We start from the raw sequence: 15,896 nt of genomic DNA, 5'->3' as shown, positions 1-15,896 counted from the left end.
GCCTGCCGATCGTGCTGAACCCGGTCGCCTTGAGCGGGAAGGCCACCTACGACTCGGTGCCGAACAACAACGGCCCGCTCCTCTACGCGAGCACCACAGCCAAGCCGGTGCGTGGCGCCACGGTGGAAGTGCTCGATGCCAACACATCGGCGCAGCTCGCCGTGACGACCACGGATGACGGTGGCAACTACTCCGTCTCGGTGCCGGCCAACACGAACATCGCTGTCCGCGTGCGAGCCCAACTGACCCGGACTGGCCCGGGCGCCACCTGGGATGTGACGGTGCGCGACAACACCCGCAGCGACGCGCTCTATTCGATGCAGTCGGCGAGCTTCTCGTCGGGAAGTGCGGCGTTGACGCGCGACCTGCGCGCGGACAGCGGCTGGGACGGCTCGCGCTACAGCGGGACGCGCGTGGCAGCGCCGTTCGCGGTGCTCGACACGGTCTACACGTCCATGCAGAAGGTGCTGTCGGTGGCGCCGGCTTCGGCCTTTCCTTTGCTGAAGGTCTTCTGGAGTGTCAACAACGCGCCGTCGGCCGGTAGCCTGGCGGCGGGGCAGATCGGCACGACCTTCTTCTTCAACAACGGAGACAACGGCCGGCAGATCTATGTGCTCGGCAAGGAAGACGTCGATACCGACGAGTTCGATGCGCCGGTGATCGCGCATGAATGGGGACACTACTACCAGTCGGCCTTCAGTCGGGACGATTCGATGGGCGGCAATCACGACGGGGACGATCGCCTGGACCGGCGGCTCGCCTTCTCCGAGGGCTGGGGCAATGCGTGGTCGGGTATCGCGCTGAATCGAAGCAACTACGTGGACTCGACCGGTGTGCAGCAGAGCGACGGGGGGCGACTGGATCTGTCCGTCGGACCGCCGAGCGGCAGCCCGGGCTGGTTCCGTGAACTGTCGATCCAGTCAATTCTGTGGAACCTCAACAGGCAAGCCGGCTTCAAGCCCATCCATGACACGCTGACCGGCTTCCAGTTCCGCAGCGGCGCGCCTGTCACGTCGATCCACGCCTTCGCCGCAGCGTTCAAGGCGACGTCGTCCGACAATGCCTCGGCGCTGACGAGCCTGTTGAGCGCTCAGAACATCACCTCCAGTGACGCGTTTGGCGCGGGCGAGTCGAATGATGGCGGAGTGCCCACCGCGCTGCCGATGTACACGCCATTGGCGATCAACGCGACAGTCAACAACGTCTGCGTCTCCAACACGGCCGGCACGGGCAACAAGCACGGCAACATTGCCTACCTGCGCTTCACCGCGCCGGCGAACCGGGACTATCGGGTCACGGTCGGAGGTGCCACGCTGCCGGACTTCGACGTCTTCCGGGGCGGGGAAATCGCCCGGTCGGGCAATCGGGTCAGCCTGAGCGCGGGCGAGTACGTTCTGGCAGTACGGGATGCCGCGATGACGGCCTCTTCTGCTTCGCCGCTGTGCCTCAGCGTACTCGTTCAATAGGAAGGGAAGGCTCGCGATGATCCTGAACACTCGCCTCTCTCTGGCCGCCGCGTTGTCGGGGCTTGCACTGTCCGCACTCCCGGTGCCCGCTCTGGCCGACGGGATGCCGCAGGCGCACACCACCGCGAAGCTGTCGTCTTCGGCCTCAAAGGGTGCGGCCTCCACCTGGGCGACAGCGTCGAGAAAACCCAATGACTCCGGCGTCAAGCTGCAGTACCGGCTGGACGGCACCCCGCAGGCCGGCAAGCCGACCGTGGTGGTGCTGCAGTTCGATGGCGTCAGCGATCCGGCGGGCGCCAGCGTCACGCTGAGCGTCGACGCCGGCCTGACGCTGTCGGGCAGTGCCTCGTTCAGCCTGTCGCCGGGGCAGCGCTCTGACGCCTCCGTGACCGTGGTCAGCCGGGGCGATGGCCTGGCCTACCTGAACGTGTTCATCAAGCAGGGCGGCCGAACCAGCGCCATTTCCATCCCGATCCAGACCGGCACGGCGGCTCCTGCCATGAAGGCCGGCGGAGAGGTCAAGTCGCTCCCGGACGGCGAAAACATCATTTCGCAGCCTGCGAAATAGGCTTGAAACCGGCCCCCCGCAGGGCCGGAAGCCCCTGAATCCGGCCTCCAAGGGGCTACTTGCGCCCCGACTCGACTGCGGGCTATAATCTCTGGCTCTGCCCTTGTTGCGTCCGTGCGGGCGCAATGCAGGCAGAGATTTATCAACCTTCCCTCGCAGGCCGGGAAACCAGCCAAACGCTGTCGCCAATTGAAGTGGCAGCGGCGAAGGAAGTCTTCCATTTTTGGAGAAAACAAATGAGTCTGAGCAACTCCCTCGGGTTGCTGGGCCGCAAGGTGGGGATGATGCGTCTCTTCACCGATGATGGGGACGCAGTTCCTGTCACGGTGGTGGATGTGTCCAACAACCGTGTGACCCAGATCAAGTCCCAAGAGACCGATGGCTACGTCGCCCTGCAAGTGACGTTCGGTTCGCGCAAAGCATCGCGCGTGACCAAGCCCGAAGCCGGCCACCTCGCCAAGGCAGGTGTCGAAGCAGGCGAAATCATCCAGGAATTCCGCGTTACCGCCGATACCGCAGGTCAGCACAAGGCTGGCGGCGTGATCGCGGCAAGCAGCGTGTTCTCCGTGGGCCAGAAGGTGGACGTGCAAGGCACGACCATCGGCAAGGGCTACGCTGGCACGATCAAGCGCCACAACATGAGCTCGCAGCGTGCGTCGCACGGTAACAGCCGTTCGCACAACGTGCCCGGCTCGATTGGTATGGCGCAAGACCCTGGTCGCGTGTTTCCCGGCAAGCGCATGACGGGCCACCTCGGCGACGTCACTCGCACGACGCAAAACCTCGACGTGTTCCGCATCGATGAAGCGCGTCAACTGCTGCTCATCAAGGGCGCGATCCCGGGTTCGAAGGGTGGCTTCGTCACCGTGCGTCCCGCCATCAAGGCCAAGCCGCAAGCGGCTGAAGGAGCGAAGTAATGCAACTCGAACTCCTGAACGAACAAGGCCAGGCCGCGTCGAAGTACGACGCCCCCGAGACCGTGTTCGGCCGTGACTACAACGAAGACCTGGTCCACCAGATCGTCGTTGCATTCCAGGCCAACGCCCGCCAAGGCACGCGCGCCCAGAAGGACCGCGAGCAGGTCAAGCACTCGACCAAGAAGCCTTTCAAGCAAAAGGGAACGGGCCGCGCCCGTGCCGGTATGACGTCCTCGCCGCTGTGGCGCGGAGGCGGCCGGATCTTCCCGAACATGCCTGACGAAAACTTCTCGCAGAAGATCAACAAGAAGATGTACCGCGCCGGTATGGCGTCCATCTTCTCGCAGCTCGCTCGCGAAGGCCGTCTGGCCGTGGTCGATTCGCTGACGGTGGATTCGCCCAAGACGAAGCCGCTGGCAGCCCGTTTCAAGGCAATGAATCTCGAGTCCGTGCTCGTGATCGCCGAAGAAGTCGACGAAAACCTGTATCTTGCCTCGCGCAATCTGGTCAACGTTCTCGTGGTCGAACCCCGTTACGCCGATCCGGTGTCGCTGGTTCACTACAAGAAGGTGCTGGTCACCAAGGGTGCCGTCGACAAGCTCAAGGAGATGTTCGCATGAGCCGCGTGAACCCCACCCCTGCACAACGCAAGTTCGACGAAGGCCGTCTCATGAACGTGCTGGTCGCACCGATCGTGTCCGAAAAGGCCACGATGGTCGGCGAGAAGTCGAATGCTGTCACTTTCAAGGTGCTGCAAGACGCCACTAAGCCCGAGATCAAGGCCGCTGTTGAACTGATGTTCAAGGTCGAAGTCCAGGGCGTGTCGGTGCTCAACACCAAGGGCAAGACCAAGCGCTTTGGCAAGTCCATCGGCCGCCGCGACAACGTTCGCAAGGCTTATGTGACGCTGAAGGCCGGTCAAGAGCTCAACCTCGTCGGGGAAGGCGCTTAATCATGGCCGTCATCAAGATGAAACCCACTTCGCCGGGCCAACGCGGCGCGGTGAAGATTTCGCGTGACCACCTGCACAAGGGTGCTCCTCACGCAGCCCTGTTGGAACCCCAGTTCCAGAAGGCCGGCCGTAACAACAACGGTCACATCACGATCCGCCATCGTGGCGGTGGTGCCAAGCACCACTACCGCGTTGTCGACTTCGTGCGCAACAAGGACGGCATCCCGGCCAAGGTCGAACGCATCGAGTACGACCCGAACCGCACCGCCCACATCGCTCTGGTCTGCTACGCCGACGGCGAGCGCCGCTACGTGATCGCCCCGCGCGGTCTGGAAGCTGGTGCCACGCTGATGTCGGGCGCCGAAGCCCCGATCCGCGCCGGCAACACCCTGCCGATCCGCAACATCCCCGTGGGTTCGACGATCCACTGCATCGAACTGCAACCCGGCAAGGGCGCGCAGATCGCACGTTCGGCCGGTACCTCGGCCACGCTGCTGGCCCGTGAAGGCGTGTACGCCCAGGTCCGCATGCGTTCGGGCGAAGTCCGTCGCATTCACATCGAATGCCGCGCGACCATTGGTGAAGTGGCCAACGAAGAACACAGCCTGCGCCAGCTTGGCAAGGCCGGTGTGAAGCGTCACATGGGTATTCGCCCGACCGTTCGCGGCGTGGTGATGAACCCGGTCGACCACCCGCACGGTGGTGGCGAAGGCAAGACTGGCGAAGGCCGCCACCCTGTCGACCCGTGGGGCAACCTGACCAAGGGCTATCGCACCCGTAACAACAAGCGCACGCAGGTCTTCATCGTGTCGCGTCGCAAGAAGTAAGGGATAGCCAATGACTCGCTCTCTCAAAAAGGGTCCGTTCGTCGATCACCACCTCGTGGCCAAGGCCGACAAGGCCGTGACGACCAAGGACAAGAAGCCGATCAAGACCTGGTCGCGTCGCTCGATGGTCCTGCCCGAGTTCATCGGTCTGACCATCGCCGTGCACAACGGCAAGCAACACGTGCCCGTGTACATCACCGACCAGATGGTCGGCCACAAGCTCGGCGAATTTGCGCTCACACGCACGTTCAAGGGGCACCCCGCGGACAAAAAAGTCCAGAAGAAGTAAGGAACGACCATGTCTGAAACACGTGCAGTCCTCCGCGGTGTCCGCCTGTCGGTCGACAAGGGCCGTCTGGTCGCGGACCTGATCCGCGGCAAGAAGGTTGATCAAGCGCTCAACATTCTGCAATTCACGCAGAAGAAGGCCGCTGTGATCGTGAAGAAGGTGCTCGAGTCGGCCATCGCCAACGCCGAGCACAACGACGGTGCCGACATCGACGAGCTGAAGGTCAAGACCATCTACGTCGAGCAAGGTGCAACGCTCAAGCGCTTCACGGCGCGCGCCAAGGGTCGCGGCAATCGCATCAGCAAGCCCACGTGCCATGTGTACGTGACGGTTGGCAACTAAGAAGGCCTGGAAGAAACATGGGACAGAAAATCCACCCAACCGGGTTCCGCCTTGCGGTCACCCGTAACTGGTCCAGCCGTTGGTACGCAAGCGACCGCGATTTCGCGGGCATGCTGGCCGAAGACATCAAGGTTCGCGAATACCTGAAGAAGAAGCTGAAGAACGCTTCGGTGTCGCGCGTCATGATCGAGCGTCCCGCCAAGAACGCGCGCATCACGATCTACTCGGCTCGTCCGGGCGTCGTGATCGGCAAGAAGGGCGAAGACATCGAGAACCTCAAGCGCGAACTGGGCAAGCAGCTCGGCGTGCCGGTGGCAGTCAACATCGAAGAAGTGCGCAAGCCCGAAATCGATGCGCAGCTGATCGCCGACAGCATCACGCAGCAGCTCGAAAAGCGGATCATGTTCCGCCGCGCCATGAAGCGCGCCATGCAGAACGCCATGCGTCTGGGTGCCCTGGGCATCAAGATCATGTCGGCTGGCCGCCTGAACGGCATCGAAATCGCACGTACCGAGTGGTACCGCGAAGGCCGCGTGCCGCTTCACACCCTGCGCGCCGACATCGACTACGGCACCTCGGAAGCCAAGACCACCTACGGCGTCATCGGCGTCAAGGTCTGGGTCTACAAGGGCGACACGCTGGGTCGCAACGACCTGCCGGCCGTCGAAACGCCGCGTCCGGACGAAGAGCGCCGCCCGCGTGGTCCCCGCCGCGATGGTCGCCCTGGCGACCGTCCGGGTGGCGACCGTCGTGGTCCTGGCCCCCGTGCCGGTGCCCGTGGTCCGATCGGTGGCAACACCGCTCCGGCCGATGGCAGCGACAAGCCCGCAGAAGCAACCGGCGGTGCCGGTGCAGACTCGAAACCCGCCGTTAAGCGCGTCCGCAAAGCCGCGCCCGCTGCAGCAGCGGACGGTGCCAAGACCGAGTAATCGGTCGCTCCCGGGCACGTAAGTGCCTGGGGCCCTCACGGAGTAACAAAACATGCTGCAACCTGCACGCAGAAAGTTCCGCAAGGAACAAAAGGGCCGCAACACCGGCATCGCAACCACAGGTAACTCGGTTGCGTTCGGTGACTTCGGTCTCAAATGCACCGACCGCGGCCGCCTCACGGCGCGCCAGATCGAAGCCGCTCGTCGCGCGATTTCGCGTCACGTGAAGCGCGGTGGCCGTATCTGGATCCGCGTGTTCCCGGACAAGCCGATCTCGACCAAGCCCGCCGAAGTGCGGATGGGTAACGGTAAGGGCAACCCCGAGTACTACGTCGCTGAAATCCAGCCTGGCAAGATCGTGTTCGAGATCGTCGGCGTGCCCGAAGAACTCGCCCGCGAAGCGTTCCGCCTGGCCGCCGCCAAGCTTCCGCTGCGCACGACGTTCGTCGCTCGCCAGCTCGGCGCCTGAGAGGAGAACATCCATGGCAACACGTAAGAAGAAAGAAACCGCGGCTTCGGCCAAGGTGACGAAGGCCGCAACCCTGCGCACGAAGGACGTCGCAGGCCTGCAAGCCGAAATCAAGGATCTGCAGAAGGCCCACTTCGGCCTGCGCATGCAGAAAGCCACGCAACAGTTGTCGAACACCACGACGCTGCGCGTGACGCGTCGCGACATCGCACGCGCCAAGACCATTCTTGCTCAGAAAGAGCAAGAAGCCCAAGCCGCCAAGTAAGGAGTGAACATGACGGAAGCTAAAAAATCCCTCAAGCGCACCTTGATCGGCAAGGTGGTCAGCGACAAGCGTGCCAAGACCGTGACCGTGCTGGTCGAGCGCCGTGTGAAGCACGAGCTCTACGGCAAGATCGTGGCCAAGACGAGCAAGTACCACGCCCATGACGAAAAGGGCGAGTACCACCTCGGCGACACCATCGAGATCACGGAAAGCCGTCCGATCTCGAAGACCAAGAACTGGGTCGTGACCCGTCTGGTCGAGAAGGCCGTCCTGGTCTGATCAGGCTCTTGGTCGCCCTCGAGGCAACCCATCCGGAAACGGCCCACAATGTGGGCCGTTTTTCTTTTTCAGGAGCATTCACATGATCAAAGTCGGCGACACCCTTCCTTCGGCCACCCTGCAGGAATATTCCGAAGTCGAGGGCGAGGGCTGCAGCATCGGCCCGAACGCAGTCGACGTCGCCAAGGCCACGGCTGGCAAGACCATCGCGCTGTTCGCGCTGCCCGGCGCCTTCACGCCCACCTGCTCGGCCAAGCACGTGCCCGGCTACGTGCAGCACTTCGACGACTTCAAGGCCGCCGGTGTGGACGAGATCTGGTGCGTGAGCGTGAACGACGCTTTCGTGATGGGCGCCTGGGCGCGCGACCAGAAGACCGGCGCCAAGGTGCGCATGCTGGCTGACGGCAGCGCCGATTTCGCCAAGGCCACCGGCCTCACGCTCGACCTGACCGGTCGTGGCATGGGCCTGCGCAGCAACCGCTACTCGATGCTCGTGAAGGACGGCAAGGTCGCGACGCTGAACGTCGAAGGCCCGGGCAAGTTCGAAGTGAGCGACGCCGACACGCTTCTCGCACAAGCCCGCGGCTGATAAACCCGGATTCTTCGTGGGGGCCGCCGCGCACGGCTGCCCGAAGCGGCCGGTCCGCCCCCGGTAGAGGGAAGGCGAAGCGACACGAAGTGCGCGCAGCCTGGGGGCGAGCTAAAGGTCCACCTTCAGGTAGTGAGCCCCGGCGACGGGGTTGTGATAGTAGGGCGGCACTTCCGCGAAGCCCAGGTCTTCGTAGAGGGCACGCGCCGACTCCATGTCGTCGAGGGTGTCGAGCAGCACGCAGGCGTAGCCTGCGCTGCGTGCGGCATCGAGGATGGTTTCGGCCAGCTGCCGGCCGAGCCCGAGGCCCCGGAACCCGGGGCGTACATACAGGCGCTTCATCTCTGCAGCGTTGGCGTAGTCTGTGTTGTCGAGTGGTCGCAGCGCGCAGCAGCCCGCGACATGAGCAAGCGTGCCGTCGGCGCGCTTCAACGTGGGCGCGGCGCGGCCCGCGTCTTCGTTCACGTGGGTGGGGTCGACCAGCGCCAGCAGCAGCGTGCCGCGCGGATCGGCGTATTCGCCGGGCAAGTCGGCCAGCTCGCCGTCGAAATCCTGGAAGTCGAGGTCGATGGCCAGCGATCCCGCGTAGTCGCGGAAGATTGCGCGCACGGCGTCGAATTCATGGGGTGCGTCGGGCACGAGGAGCACGACAGCCGGCGTGTCCGACAGCGGCAGCGGACGGGAGACGGAAAAGCCGCTCATAGCCGCAACGACGCCACCCAGAACGCCACGCCTGCGCACAGCGCGAACAGCAACAGCGCCAGCGTGCGCGATGCCGCATCGTCGCGGCTCGGGGCCACGCCGTTCCCATTGCCATTCTTGTTGGAGGCCGGGCCCGCGATCACCAGCTTGTCGCCCGACAGCATCGGTCCGACCAGCCGGTGCCGCTTCACCAGCACATAGAACAGCACCGCCAGCACATGCAGGCTCACGAGGACGATCACGATCCATTTGCCCTGCGCCTTGTGCCAGCCGGTGGCCAGGCTCACCATCGCGCCCGAGACGAAGCGGGTCAACGGGCCGGAGGCGGAAATCTCGTCGTCGGCCATCAGCCCGGTGGCGACCTGCAGGATCAGCAGCGCCAGCACCGCGAACACCGACAGCGCGCCCAGCGGCGTGTGGCCGATCAGGTGGTCGGGATGGGCCTTGCCGCGCAGGTAGGCGATCACCGAGCCTGGCGCGTAGATGAATGCCGCAAAGCGCGACCAGCGCCCGCCCACGAAGCCCCAGACCAGCCGGAACAGCAACAGCGCCAACACGGTGTAGCCGAGGCGGAAATGCCATTCCATGATGCCGTTCAGGCCCGTCACGATCAGGCCGATCACGGCGAAGGCGAGCGCCCAGTGAAAGAGGCGGGTCGGCAGGTCCCAGACGCGTGTGCGGGCCACCGAGAGGGTGTCGGTCATCGAAAAAGGCGCCGGGGCGCGAGGCTGCGGAAGGCGCAGATTAGCAAAGTCCGGCCCGATCGTTGCACCGGGTTGTTGCTATGCGCCCGACACGGGCAACCCCTACACTGCCAGCAGCATCGCGTTCGACGGTGCCGAAACCCCCACACCCTGAAGGAAGGACCCACGATGATCCGTTTTGCTTCGCTCGCCCTCGCAGCCGCCTGCGCTGTGATGTCCCTGCCCGCCGCGGCACAGTTCGCCAAGCCCGAGGACGCCATCAAGTACCGCCAGAGCGCGCTGTTCGTGATGGGCCAGCACTTCGGCCGCCTCGGCGCCATGGCCAATGGCCGCGTGCCCTACGACGCCGCCGCAGCAGCAGCCAATGCCGAGGTCGTGGCCGACATGGCCAAGCTGCCCTGGGCCGGCTTCGGCGCCGGCACCGAGGGCGGCAAGGCTAAGCCCGAGGTCTGGAAGGAAGCCGCGAAGTTCAAGGAGCACCAGGACAAGGTGATCGCCGAAACCGGCAAGCTCGTCACCGCCGCCAAGGCCGGCAACATCGATGCCCTCAAGGCCCAGTTCGGCCCGACCGGCGCGAGCTGCAAGGCCTGCCACGACAGCTTCCGCAACCAGTAAGCCACTGGCTCCACCGGCTTCTGCAACAAAAAAGGCGCTCCGCGGAGCGCCTTTTTGTTTGGGGCAGAAGGCCGATCAGGCCTCGGCCAGCAGCTTTTCAATCAGCTTGTGGAGTTCCGCGAAATCAGGCTCGCCCACATAGCGCTTCACGATCTCGCCCTTCTTGTTGACGATGAAGGTGGTGGGCGTGAGTTTCACGTCGCCCCAGGCCTGCGCCACGCTGCCGGTGTTGTCGATTGCCACCTTGAATGGCAGCTTGCGGGTTTCGGCGAAGTTGACGACGTAGCTCGGCGGGTCGTAGCTCATGGCCACCGCCAGCGTGTCGTAGCCCTTGGCCTTGTACTTGTCGTAGGTCGAGATCACCTTCGGCATCTCGGCCACGCAGGTCACGCAGCTCGTGGCCCAGAAGTTGACCAGCGTGACCTTGCCTTTCAGGTCGGCCGTGCTCTTGGTGGTGCCGTCGAGCAGCACGAAGGTCGAGGCCGGAGCGGCCGTGCTGCCTGAACCGAGGTACACGCCCACGCCGGCGGCCAGGGCGATCACGACGGCGGCGGCAGCGATGTATTTTTTCATGGCACCTGAATGAGAGAAGCGGGGCGATTTTAGTTCCGCGTGCCGGATCGCGTGGGCGCGGCCCTTTTCCCCTCGATCCCTCGGGAGAGCGTTCGATAATCGCCCTCCGATGCCATCGCTTCCTTCCCCTTCCTGGCCCGTGCTGGCCCTGGCCGCCGTGCTGGGGGCCTGCAGCCCCACCTTCAACTGGCGCGAAGTGCCGATCGCCGACGCCGGCCTGGTCGCGCTGCTGCCTTGCAAGGCCGACCGTGCCCAGCGCGCGCTGCCTTTGGGCGCCGAGTCGGTGCAGGTCGACATGACCGGCTGCGAAGCCGGTGGCGCGACCTTCGCCGTGGCCCACGCCGTGGCCACCAGCCCGGCGCAGGCCGAGGCCTGGCTCACGGCTTGGCGCACGGCCACGCGCGGCCAGCTGGGCGTGGCGCAGGTGATCGAGGGACCGGCCACGCTGCCGCGCGCTACGGCAGTGCCCGCACCGATCCGGCTTGACGGACTGTCGGCGCAGAAGGGCGTGGCGCCGGTCCAGGTGCTCTGGTTCGCGCAATCGCAGAAGGACGGCAGCATGTCGCTCTACCAGGCCACCGTGCTGGGCCGGCCGTCTTCGCCGGAAGCGGCCAAGACCTTCTTCGAGGGCCTGCGCCTGCCATGAACCCGGGTCGGCCGGCAGGCCGCCATGCCCGGCGCAGCTATCGTTTTCATAGCTGTTGCCGCCGAGCCAACGAGCGCCCCGGCCATCCGCGTGCCATGGCCGTAGTCCCTGGCTGCCGCGTTGTGTCTTCCATGTCTCTACTTCCTTGGGGCGCCCCCGCATAATCGACGCGTCGTCCTCCGAGCCGCATGAACAGCATCCTCATCATTGCCCATTCCCCGTTCGCACAGGCGCTGCGGCAATGCGCGCTGCACGTGTTCCCCGACTGCGAGCAGGCGGTCGTGGCGCTCGACGTGCTGCCCAACGTGTCGCCGGAGGAAACGCTGGCTGCCGCGCGCATCACGCTGGCGCAGCAACTGCACGCGCCGCGTTCGCAGGTGCTGGTGCTGGCCGACGTGTTCGGCGCCACGCCCTGCAACGTCGCGCAGAAGCTGGTGGACGGCGTGCGCTCGCGGCTCGTGGCCGGTGTCAACCTGCCGATGCTGCTGCGCGCCGTCACCTACCGCCACGAACCGCTGGACACGCTGGTGCAGCGTGCCCTCGCGGGCGGCACCGCCGGCGTCATGCAGGTGGCGGTGGCGGCTCCCCAGAACCAGGCGAAAAGAAAGCACAGTGATCAAGAAATCCGTGACCATCAGCAATAAGCTGGGCCTGCATGCACGCGCATCGGCCAAGCTGACCAAGCTTGCCGGCAGCTTCCCCTGCGAGGTGTGGCTGTCGCGCGGCGACCGCCGCATCAACGCTAAGAGCATCATGGGCGTCATGATGCTGGCCGCCGGGCTCGGCGTGACCGTCGAGCTCGAGACCAACGGTCCGCAGGAAGAAGAAGCGATGAACGCGATCGTCCAGCTGATGGACGACAAGTTCGGCGAAGGCGAATAAGGACTTTGGCATGACCTTCGCAGTCCACGGTCTCCCTGTCGCCCGTGGCATTGCCATCGGCCGCGCGGTGCTGGTGGTGTCCAGCCGCATCGACGTGGCGCACTACTTCATCAAGCCCGAGGAGATCGAGACCGAGATCGACCGCGTGCGCACCGCACGCAACGCGGTGGCCGACGAGCTCACCAAGCTGCAGGCCAGCGTGGCGCAGATGGGCCCGAACGACGCGCCGCACGAGCTGGCGGCGCTGCTCGAGGTGCACCAGATGCTGCTGCAGGACGAGGCCCTGAGCGGCGGCGTGAAGCACTGGGTCAGCGACCGGCTGTACAACGCCGAATGGGCGCTGACCACGCAGCTCGAAGTCATCGCGCGCCAGTTCGACGAGATGGAGGATCCGTACCTGCGCGAGCGCAAGGCCGACCTCGAACAGGTGGTCGAGCGCATGCTGCATCGCATGAAGGGCACGGCCGCCGTGCTCGCGCCGAGCCCGCCGCGACGCAAGCGCGCCGCCGCCTCACACGACCAGGACGACGAGGACCACGATCCCACCGCGGGCGACGGCTTCGACGTGCCGCTGGTGCTGATCGCGCACGACCTCTCGCCGGCCGACATGCTGCAGTTCAAGAAGAGCGTGTTCGCGGGCTTCGTCACCGACGTGGGCGGGCGCACCTCGCACACCGCCATCGTCGCGCGCAGCATGGACATCCCGGCCATCGTCGGTGCGCGTTCCGCGAGCCAGCTGGTGCGCCAGGACGACTGGGTCATCATCGACGGCGAGGCCGGCGTGATGATCGTCGACCCCTCGCCGATCATCCTGGCCGAGTACGGCTTCAAGCAGCGCCAGGGCGACCTCGAACGCGGCCGGCTCGCGCGGCTGCGCCACAAGCCCGCCGTCACGCTCGACGGCCAGCGCGTCGAACTGCTGGCCAACATCGAGATGCCCGAGGACACGGCCGGTGCCGTCAAGGCTGGCGCCGTGGGCGTGGGCCTGTTCCGCAGCGAGTTTCTCTTCATGGGCCGCGAGAACTCGGCGCGCCAGACGCGCCTGCCCGATGAAGAAGAGCAATACCAGGCTTACACGCGCGCGGTCGAGGGCATGCAGGGCATGCCCGTCACCATCCGCACCATCGACGTGGGCGCCGACAAGCCACTCGATGGCAAGTCGGCCAGCAAGCAGGAGCACCTGAATCCCGCGCTGGGCCTGCGTGCCATCCGCTGGAGCCTGGCCGATCCGGCGATGTTCCTCACGCAGCTGCGCGCCATCCTGCGCGCGGCGGCGCACGGCGAGATCCACCTGCTGATTCCGATGCTCGCGCACGCCAGCGAGATCCGCCAGACGCTGTCGCTGATCGACTTCGCGCGCGCCGAACTCGACAGCCGCGGCGCGGTGTACGGCCCGCTCAAGCTCGGCGCCATGATCGAGATCCCGGCCGCCGCGCTCACGCTCAAGACCTTCCTGAAGCACTTCGACTTCCTGTCGATCGGCACCAACGACCTGATCCAGTACACGCTGGCCATCGACCGCGCCGACGAAGCCGTCGCGCACCTGTACGACCCGGCGCACCCCGCCGTGCTCAAGCTCGTGGCCGACACCATCACCGAGTGCCGCCGGCAGGGCAAGGGTGTGTCGGTGTGCGGCGAGATGGCCGGCGACGTGGCCTTCACGCGACTGCTGTTGGGCCTGGGCCTGCGCAGCTTCTCGATGCACCCCTCGCGCATCCTCGCCGTGAAGCAGGAAGTGTTGCGCGCCGACACCGGCAAGCTCGAGCCCTGGGCAAAGGGCGTGCTCGACGCGGACGACCCCGCTGCCGCACTCGCGGGCTGAGCCCACAACCACCCCGCCCTTCGCAGCGGGAGGCAGTACCAGGAACACCACGGAACCGGCTCTGCCGGGCCGTCGGTGTTGCCCCCGGTAGGGGGTAGGCGAAGCGACACGAAGTGCGCGCAGCCTGGGGGCGAGCCAAGCCAGACGAAACAAACCGAAATACGGCGATACGGCGGTGAAAGGACTCGCCGGGCATCGACGCGCACCATCAGGTCTCCTCTTCCAACCCCTGAAAGAAAGGCCTGCATCATGATCGTCAAGTCGTCCCTGCCCCTCGCCCAGCTCATCGCTGTCGGTTCCTTCGCCATGCTCGCCGCCGCCGGCGCCAAGGCTGAAAGCTACGAGGGCGTCCACGCGCCCGTGTCGGCCATGAGCCGCGCCGATGTCAACGCCGAAGCCGTGCGCACCGCCGCGGCACCCGACCAGAACGTCGTGCGTGGTTCGCGCGGCCCCGAGACCGTGGCCGTGTCCACCGACCGCGCCCGCGTCATCGCCGAGGCCGTGCGCACCGCCGCCGCACCCGACCAGAACGTGACCTCCGGCTCGCGTGTGAACAGCAAGGTCATCTCGACGATGCAGAACCCCGTCGACGCGCGTGCCGCCGCCGCGCGCGACAGCGGCAACCGCCTCTGAACCGACGAGGCGCCATCGTCGCCTCGTCCATCACCGAAGCCCCGCGCAGGGGCGCATGAAGGAGCACCCCTATGAAGCACTGGATCAAACGAACGCTTTTCGGATTCGCAGGCCTGGCCGTCGTGGCCGGCAGCATCGCCGGTTGTGCCGGCCATCGCCACGGCTGGGGCGGCGACAGCGCCGAGTTCCGCGCCAAGATGGTCGAACGTGTCGGCAGCAAGCTCGAACTCGACGCCGCGCAGAAGCAGAAGCTCACCGTGCTGGCCGAGAAGCTGCAGGCGCAGCGCCAGGCGATGCGCGGCGCGGGCGGTTCGGGTGATCCGCGCTCGCAGTTCAAGGCCCTGTTCGCGGGCAACACGCTCGACCAGGCCGGTGCCGCGCGCCTGATCGAAGAGAAGACCGCCGTGGTGCGCACCGGCAGCCCCGAGGTGATTGCCGCCGCCGCCGATTTCTTCGACCACCTGAATCCCGCGCAGCAACAGAAGGTGCGCGACTTCATGGAGCGCGGCGGCCGCCGCTGGTCCCGTCATGGCTGAACTTGGCTCACCCCCAGGCTTCGCGCACTTCGTGTCGCTGCGCCTACCCCCTCTCCGGGGGCGGCGCCTGCGGCCCGGCGGAGCCGGTTCCGCGGTGCCTCACGAAAACGCCACCGAAGGTGGCGTGCGTGCGGTGTTGCGGCTCGAGGGCGTCGTCGTGCTCGGCGTGGCACTTGCCGCCTACGCCCAGTTCGGCATGGGCTGGGGCGTGTTCGCGCTGTGGCTGTTCGCGCCTGATCTCTCGCTGCTGGGTTACCTCGCGGGTCCGCGCGTGGGGGCCGCGTTGTACAACGCGGCGCATGCGCTGATCGGGCCGGTGCTGCTGCTGGCGCTCGGCGTGTTCGCGGCGCAGCCTTGGGCGGTCGCCGGCGGACTGATCTGGCTGGCCCGTGTCGGGCTCGACCATGCGCTGGGCTTCGGCCTGAAGTACGCAACGGGTTTCGCGTCCACCCACCTCGGCCGCATCGGCCGCGCCGATCCGTGGTGAGTGCCGTGATCCGTGCCCGCCCAGCGATGCGCCCGGCGCTCGCTCGCTCCTGGCTGCTGGGCGAGGCGTTCACGCTCGCTGTCGCGTCGGCGGTGCACGGCGGCTGGCTCGTGGCCGGCCACGCGCATCCGCAGGCACGCACCGCCGAAGCCGTGATCGCCACCGTGCTGGTGCTCGCGGCCTTTGAAACCTGGCGTCGCCCCGCGCATGCGCGCACGGCGGCGCTTGTCGGGCAGGGCTTTGCCCTGCTGGGCACGCTGGTCGGTCTGGGCACCATCGTCGCGGGCATCGGTCCGCGCACGGTGCCCGACGTGGTCTACCACGTGCTCTTGCTCGCCGGCCTCGCCGCCGGCCTGGTCTGGACGGTGCGATGCCGGCCGGATTGATTGCAAGCTTTGCCATTC

The 15,896-nt window shown here is 66.1% G+C and carries 25 protein-coding genes; 22 read left to right on the top strand and 3 right to left on the bottom strand.

Annotated features, from left to right (window positions below):
• The 13 genes from D3H34_RS25225 to D3H34_RS25165 form a co-directional block, all read left to right on the top strand.
• The coding region (locus D3H34_RS25225; RefSeq protein ID WP_286186212.1) for a hypothetical protein at positions 1–1,466 on the top strand (1,466 nt) is incomplete at its 5' end.
• A gap of 16 nt (positions 1,467–1,482) precedes the next feature.
• Positions 1,483–2,034, top strand: coding sequence for a hypothetical protein (locus tag D3H34_RS25220; RefSeq protein ID WP_119556969.1), 552 nt, complete (start codon positions 1,483–1,485; stop codon positions 2,032–2,034).
• A 236-nt stretch (positions 2,035–2,270) separates the two neighbouring features.
• Positions 2,271–2,951 carry a 50S ribosomal protein L3 gene (gene rplC, locus D3H34_RS25215; protein ID WP_119556968.1) on the top strand — a complete coding sequence of 227 codons (681 nt, stop codon included), beginning with the start codon at positions 2,271–2,273 and terminating at the stop codon, positions 2,949–2,951.
• The gene (rplD, locus tag D3H34_RS25210) at positions 2,951–3,571 is read left to right on the top strand and encodes a 50S ribosomal protein L4 (RefSeq protein WP_119556967.1); all 621 of its coding nucleotides are present in this window, start codon (positions 2,951–2,953) and stop codon (positions 3,569–3,571) included. The genes rplC and rplD overlap by 1 nt, the downstream gene beginning before the upstream one ends.
• Positions 3,568–3,903 (top strand): 50S ribosomal protein L23, encoded by a 336-nt coding sequence (gene rplW, locus D3H34_RS25205; RefSeq protein WP_056576559.1) that lies wholly within the window; start codon positions 3,568–3,570, stop codon positions 3,901–3,903. Before rplD ends, rplW begins: the two co-directional genes overlap by 4 nt.
• A 2-nt stretch (positions 3,904–3,905) precedes the next feature.
• The gene (gene rplB / locus D3H34_RS25200) at positions 3,906–4,730 is read left to right on the top strand and encodes a 50S ribosomal protein L2 (protein WP_119556966.1); all 825 of its coding nucleotides are present in this window, start codon (positions 3,906–3,908) and stop codon (positions 4,728–4,730) included.
• Between the two features lie 10 nt (positions 4,731–4,740).
• Positions 4,741–5,019 (top strand): 30S ribosomal protein S19, encoded by a 279-nt coding sequence (rpsS, locus tag D3H34_RS25195; protein WP_007838132.1) that lies wholly within the window; start codon positions 4,741–4,743, stop codon positions 5,017–5,019.
• Between the two features lie 9 nt (positions 5,020–5,028).
• Complete coding sequence (gene rplV, locus D3H34_RS25190; protein WP_019657678.1) at positions 5,029–5,361, top strand: 50S ribosomal protein L22; 333 nt, start codon at positions 5,029–5,031, stop codon at positions 5,359–5,361.
• 17 nt (positions 5,362–5,378) lie between these two features.
• Positions 5,379–6,290, top strand: a complete 912-nt coding sequence (gene rpsC / locus D3H34_RS25185) for a 30S ribosomal protein S3 (RefSeq protein ID WP_062478877.1) — start codon at positions 5,379–5,381, stop codon at positions 6,288–6,290.
• A gap of 52 nt (positions 6,291–6,342) precedes the next feature.
• Positions 6,343–6,759 carry a 50S ribosomal protein L16 gene (gene rplP, locus D3H34_RS25180; protein ID WP_007838137.1) on the top strand — a complete coding sequence of 139 codons (417 nt, stop codon included), beginning with the start codon at positions 6,343–6,345 and terminating at the stop codon, positions 6,757–6,759.
• Positions 6,760–6,814: 55 nt separating this feature from the next.
• Complete coding sequence (gene rpmC, locus D3H34_RS25175) at positions 6,815–7,024, top strand: 50S ribosomal protein L29 (RefSeq protein WP_119556975.1); 210 nt, start codon at positions 6,815–6,817, stop codon at positions 7,022–7,024.
• A gap of 9 nt (positions 7,025–7,033) precedes the next feature.
• Positions 7,034–7,303 carry a 30S ribosomal protein S17 gene (gene rpsQ, locus D3H34_RS25170; protein ID WP_062478880.1) on the top strand — a complete coding sequence of 90 codons (270 nt, stop codon included), beginning with the start codon at positions 7,034–7,036 and terminating at the stop codon, positions 7,301–7,303.
• A gap of 82 nt (positions 7,304–7,385) precedes the next feature.
• Positions 7,386–7,892: a peroxiredoxin gene (locus D3H34_RS25165; RefSeq protein ID WP_099793517.1), complete on the top strand. Its 507-nt coding sequence runs from the start codon at positions 7,386–7,388 to the stop codon at positions 7,890–7,892.
• Positions 7,893–8,003: 111 nt separating this feature from the next.
• On the opposite strand, the gene D3H34_RS25160 is transcribed toward D3H34_RS25165, so the two are convergent.
• Both D3H34_RS25160 and D3H34_RS25155 read right to left on the bottom strand, forming a co-directional pair.
• Complete coding sequence (locus D3H34_RS25160) at positions 8,004–8,594, bottom strand: GNAT family N-acetyltransferase (RefSeq protein ID WP_119556965.1); 591 nt, start codon at positions 8,592–8,594, stop codon at positions 8,004–8,006.
• Positions 8,591–9,298 (bottom strand): cytochrome b/b6 domain-containing protein, encoded by a 708-nt coding sequence (locus D3H34_RS25155; RefSeq protein ID WP_119556964.1) that lies wholly within the window; start codon positions 9,296–9,298, stop codon positions 8,591–8,593. The genes D3H34_RS25160 and D3H34_RS25155 overlap by 4 nt, the downstream gene beginning before the upstream one ends.
• Positions 9,299–9,466: 168 nt before the next feature.
• Between D3H34_RS25155 and D3H34_RS25150 the strand changes: the two genes are divergently transcribed.
• A complete protein-coding gene (locus D3H34_RS25150; protein ID WP_119556963.1) occupies positions 9,467–9,913 on the top strand; it encodes a c-type cytochrome in 447 nt (148 codons plus the stop codon).
• Positions 9,914–9,988: 75 nt separating this feature from the next.
• Here the strand turns inward: D3H34_RS25150 and D3H34_RS25145 are convergent, their stop codons facing one another.
• Positions 9,989–10,486 carry a TlpA disulfide reductase family protein gene (locus D3H34_RS25145; protein ID WP_101493873.1) on the bottom strand — a complete coding sequence of 166 codons (498 nt, stop codon included), beginning with the start codon at positions 10,484–10,486 and terminating at the stop codon, positions 9,989–9,991.
• 109 nt (positions 10,487–10,595) lie between these two features.
• Here D3H34_RS25145 and D3H34_RS25140 point away from each other — a divergent pair, with 109 nt between their 5' ends.
• From D3H34_RS25140 to D3H34_RS25105, 8 genes are all read left to right on the top strand, one after another.
• Complete coding sequence (locus D3H34_RS25140) at positions 10,596–11,132, top strand: hypothetical protein (protein WP_119556962.1); 537 nt, start codon at positions 10,596–10,598, stop codon at positions 11,130–11,132.
• 188 nt (positions 11,133–11,320) lie between these two features.
• On the top strand, positions 11,321–11,776 hold the full coding sequence (locus D3H34_RS25135; protein WP_062478898.1) for a PTS sugar transporter subunit IIA: 456 nt from the start codon (positions 11,321–11,323) through the stop codon (positions 11,774–11,776).
• Complete coding sequence (locus D3H34_RS25130; RefSeq protein WP_119556961.1) at positions 11,745–12,014, top strand: HPr family phosphocarrier protein; 270 nt, start codon at positions 11,745–11,747, stop codon at positions 12,012–12,014. The genes D3H34_RS25135 and D3H34_RS25130 overlap by 32 nt, the downstream gene beginning before the upstream one ends.
• Positions 12,015–12,024: 10 nt before the next feature.
• Positions 12,025–13,836 (top strand): phosphoenolpyruvate--protein phosphotransferase, encoded by a 1,812-nt coding sequence (gene ptsP / locus D3H34_RS25125; protein WP_119556960.1) that lies wholly within the window; start codon positions 12,025–12,027, stop codon positions 13,834–13,836.
• A 249-nt stretch (positions 13,837–14,085) separates the two neighbouring features.
• Positions 14,086–14,469, top strand: coding sequence for a DUF4148 domain-containing protein (locus D3H34_RS25120; RefSeq protein WP_205736804.1), 384 nt, complete (start codon positions 14,086–14,088; stop codon positions 14,467–14,469).
• Positions 14,470–14,540: 71 nt separating this feature from the next.
• Complete coding sequence (locus D3H34_RS25115; protein WP_095950136.1) at positions 14,541–15,005, top strand: Spy/CpxP family protein refolding chaperone; 465 nt, start codon at positions 14,541–14,543, stop codon at positions 15,003–15,005.
• A 94-nt stretch (positions 15,006–15,099) separates the two neighbouring features.
• Positions 15,100–15,492 carry a DUF4260 domain-containing protein gene (locus tag D3H34_RS25110; RefSeq protein ID WP_286186206.1) on the top strand — a complete coding sequence of 131 codons (393 nt, stop codon included), beginning with the start codon at positions 15,100–15,102 and terminating at the stop codon, positions 15,490–15,492.
• Positions 15,489–15,878 (top strand): hypothetical protein, encoded by a 390-nt coding sequence (locus tag D3H34_RS25105; protein ID WP_286186205.1) that lies wholly within the window; start codon positions 15,489–15,491, stop codon positions 15,876–15,878. Before D3H34_RS25110 ends, D3H34_RS25105 begins: the two co-directional genes overlap by 4 nt.
• Positions 15,879–15,896: the final 18 nt, after the last annotated feature.

It is taken from the genome of Acidovorax cavernicola (assembly GCF_003581445.1).
Note: the sequence above shows the minus strand (reverse complement) of the source record. Positions and strands in the feature narration are given on the sequence as shown.

Excerpts from the sequence above, each read along its gene's own strand:
- D3H34_RS25220 (WP_119556969.1), top strand. The coding sequence starts at position 1,483 with ATGATCCTGAACACTCGCCTCTCTCTGGCCGCCGCGTTGTCGGGGCTT.
- rplC (WP_119556968.1), top strand. The coding sequence starts at position 2,271 with ATGAGTCTGAGCAACTCCCTCGGGTTGCTGGGCCGCAAGGTGGGGATG.
- rplD (WP_119556967.1), top strand. The coding sequence starts at position 2,951 with ATGCAACTCGAACTCCTGAACGAACAAGGCCAGGCCGCGTCGAAGTAC.
- rplW (WP_056576559.1), top strand. The coding sequence starts at position 3,568 with ATGAGCCGCGTGAACCCCACCCCTGCACAACGCAAGTTCGACGAAGGC.
- rplB (WP_119556966.1), top strand. The coding sequence starts at position 3,906 with ATGGCCGTCATCAAGATGAAACCCACTTCGCCGGGCCAACGCGGCGCG.
- rpsS (WP_007838132.1), top strand. The coding sequence starts at position 4,741 with ATGACTCGCTCTCTCAAAAAGGGTCCGTTCGTCGATCACCACCTCGTG.
- rplV (WP_019657678.1), top strand. The coding sequence starts at position 5,029 with ATGTCTGAAACACGTGCAGTCCTCCGCGGTGTCCGCCTGTCGGTCGAC.
- rpsC (WP_062478877.1), top strand. The coding sequence starts at position 5,379 with ATGGGACAGAAAATCCACCCAACCGGGTTCCGCCTTGCGGTCACCCGT.
- rplP (WP_007838137.1), top strand. The coding sequence starts at position 6,343 with ATGCTGCAACCTGCACGCAGAAAGTTCCGCAAGGAACAAAAGGGCCGC.
- rpsQ (WP_062478880.1), top strand. The coding sequence starts at position 7,034 with ATGACGGAAGCTAAAAAATCCCTCAAGCGCACCTTGATCGGCAAGGTG.
- D3H34_RS25165 (WP_099793517.1), top strand. The coding sequence starts at position 7,386 with ATGATCAAAGTCGGCGACACCCTTCCTTCGGCCACCCTGCAGGAATAT.
- D3H34_RS25160 (WP_119556965.1), bottom strand. The coding sequence starts at position 8,594 with ATGAGCGGCTTTTCCGTCTCCCGTCCGCTGCCGCTGTCGGACACGCCG.
- D3H34_RS25155 (WP_119556964.1), bottom strand. The coding sequence starts at position 9,298 with ATGACCGACACCCTCTCGGTGGCCCGCACACGCGTCTGGGACCTGCCG.
- D3H34_RS25150 (WP_119556963.1), top strand. The coding sequence starts at position 9,467 with ATGATCCGTTTTGCTTCGCTCGCCCTCGCAGCCGCCTGCGCTGTGATG.
- D3H34_RS25145 (WP_101493873.1), bottom strand. The coding sequence starts at position 10,486 with ATGAAAAAATACATCGCTGCCGCCGCCGTCGTGATCGCCCTGGCCGCC.
- D3H34_RS25140 (WP_119556962.1), top strand. The coding sequence starts at position 10,596 with ATGCCATCGCTTCCTTCCCCTTCCTGGCCCGTGCTGGCCCTGGCCGCC.
- D3H34_RS25135 (WP_062478898.1), top strand. The coding sequence starts at position 11,321 with ATGAACAGCATCCTCATCATTGCCCATTCCCCGTTCGCACAGGCGCTG.
- ptsP (WP_119556960.1), top strand. The coding sequence starts at position 12,025 with ATGACCTTCGCAGTCCACGGTCTCCCTGTCGCCCGTGGCATTGCCATC.
- D3H34_RS25120 (WP_205736804.1), top strand. The coding sequence starts at position 14,086 with ATGATCGTCAAGTCGTCCCTGCCCCTCGCCCAGCTCATCGCTGTCGGT.
- D3H34_RS25115 (WP_095950136.1), top strand. The coding sequence starts at position 14,541 with ATGAAGCACTGGATCAAACGAACGCTTTTCGGATTCGCAGGCCTGGCC.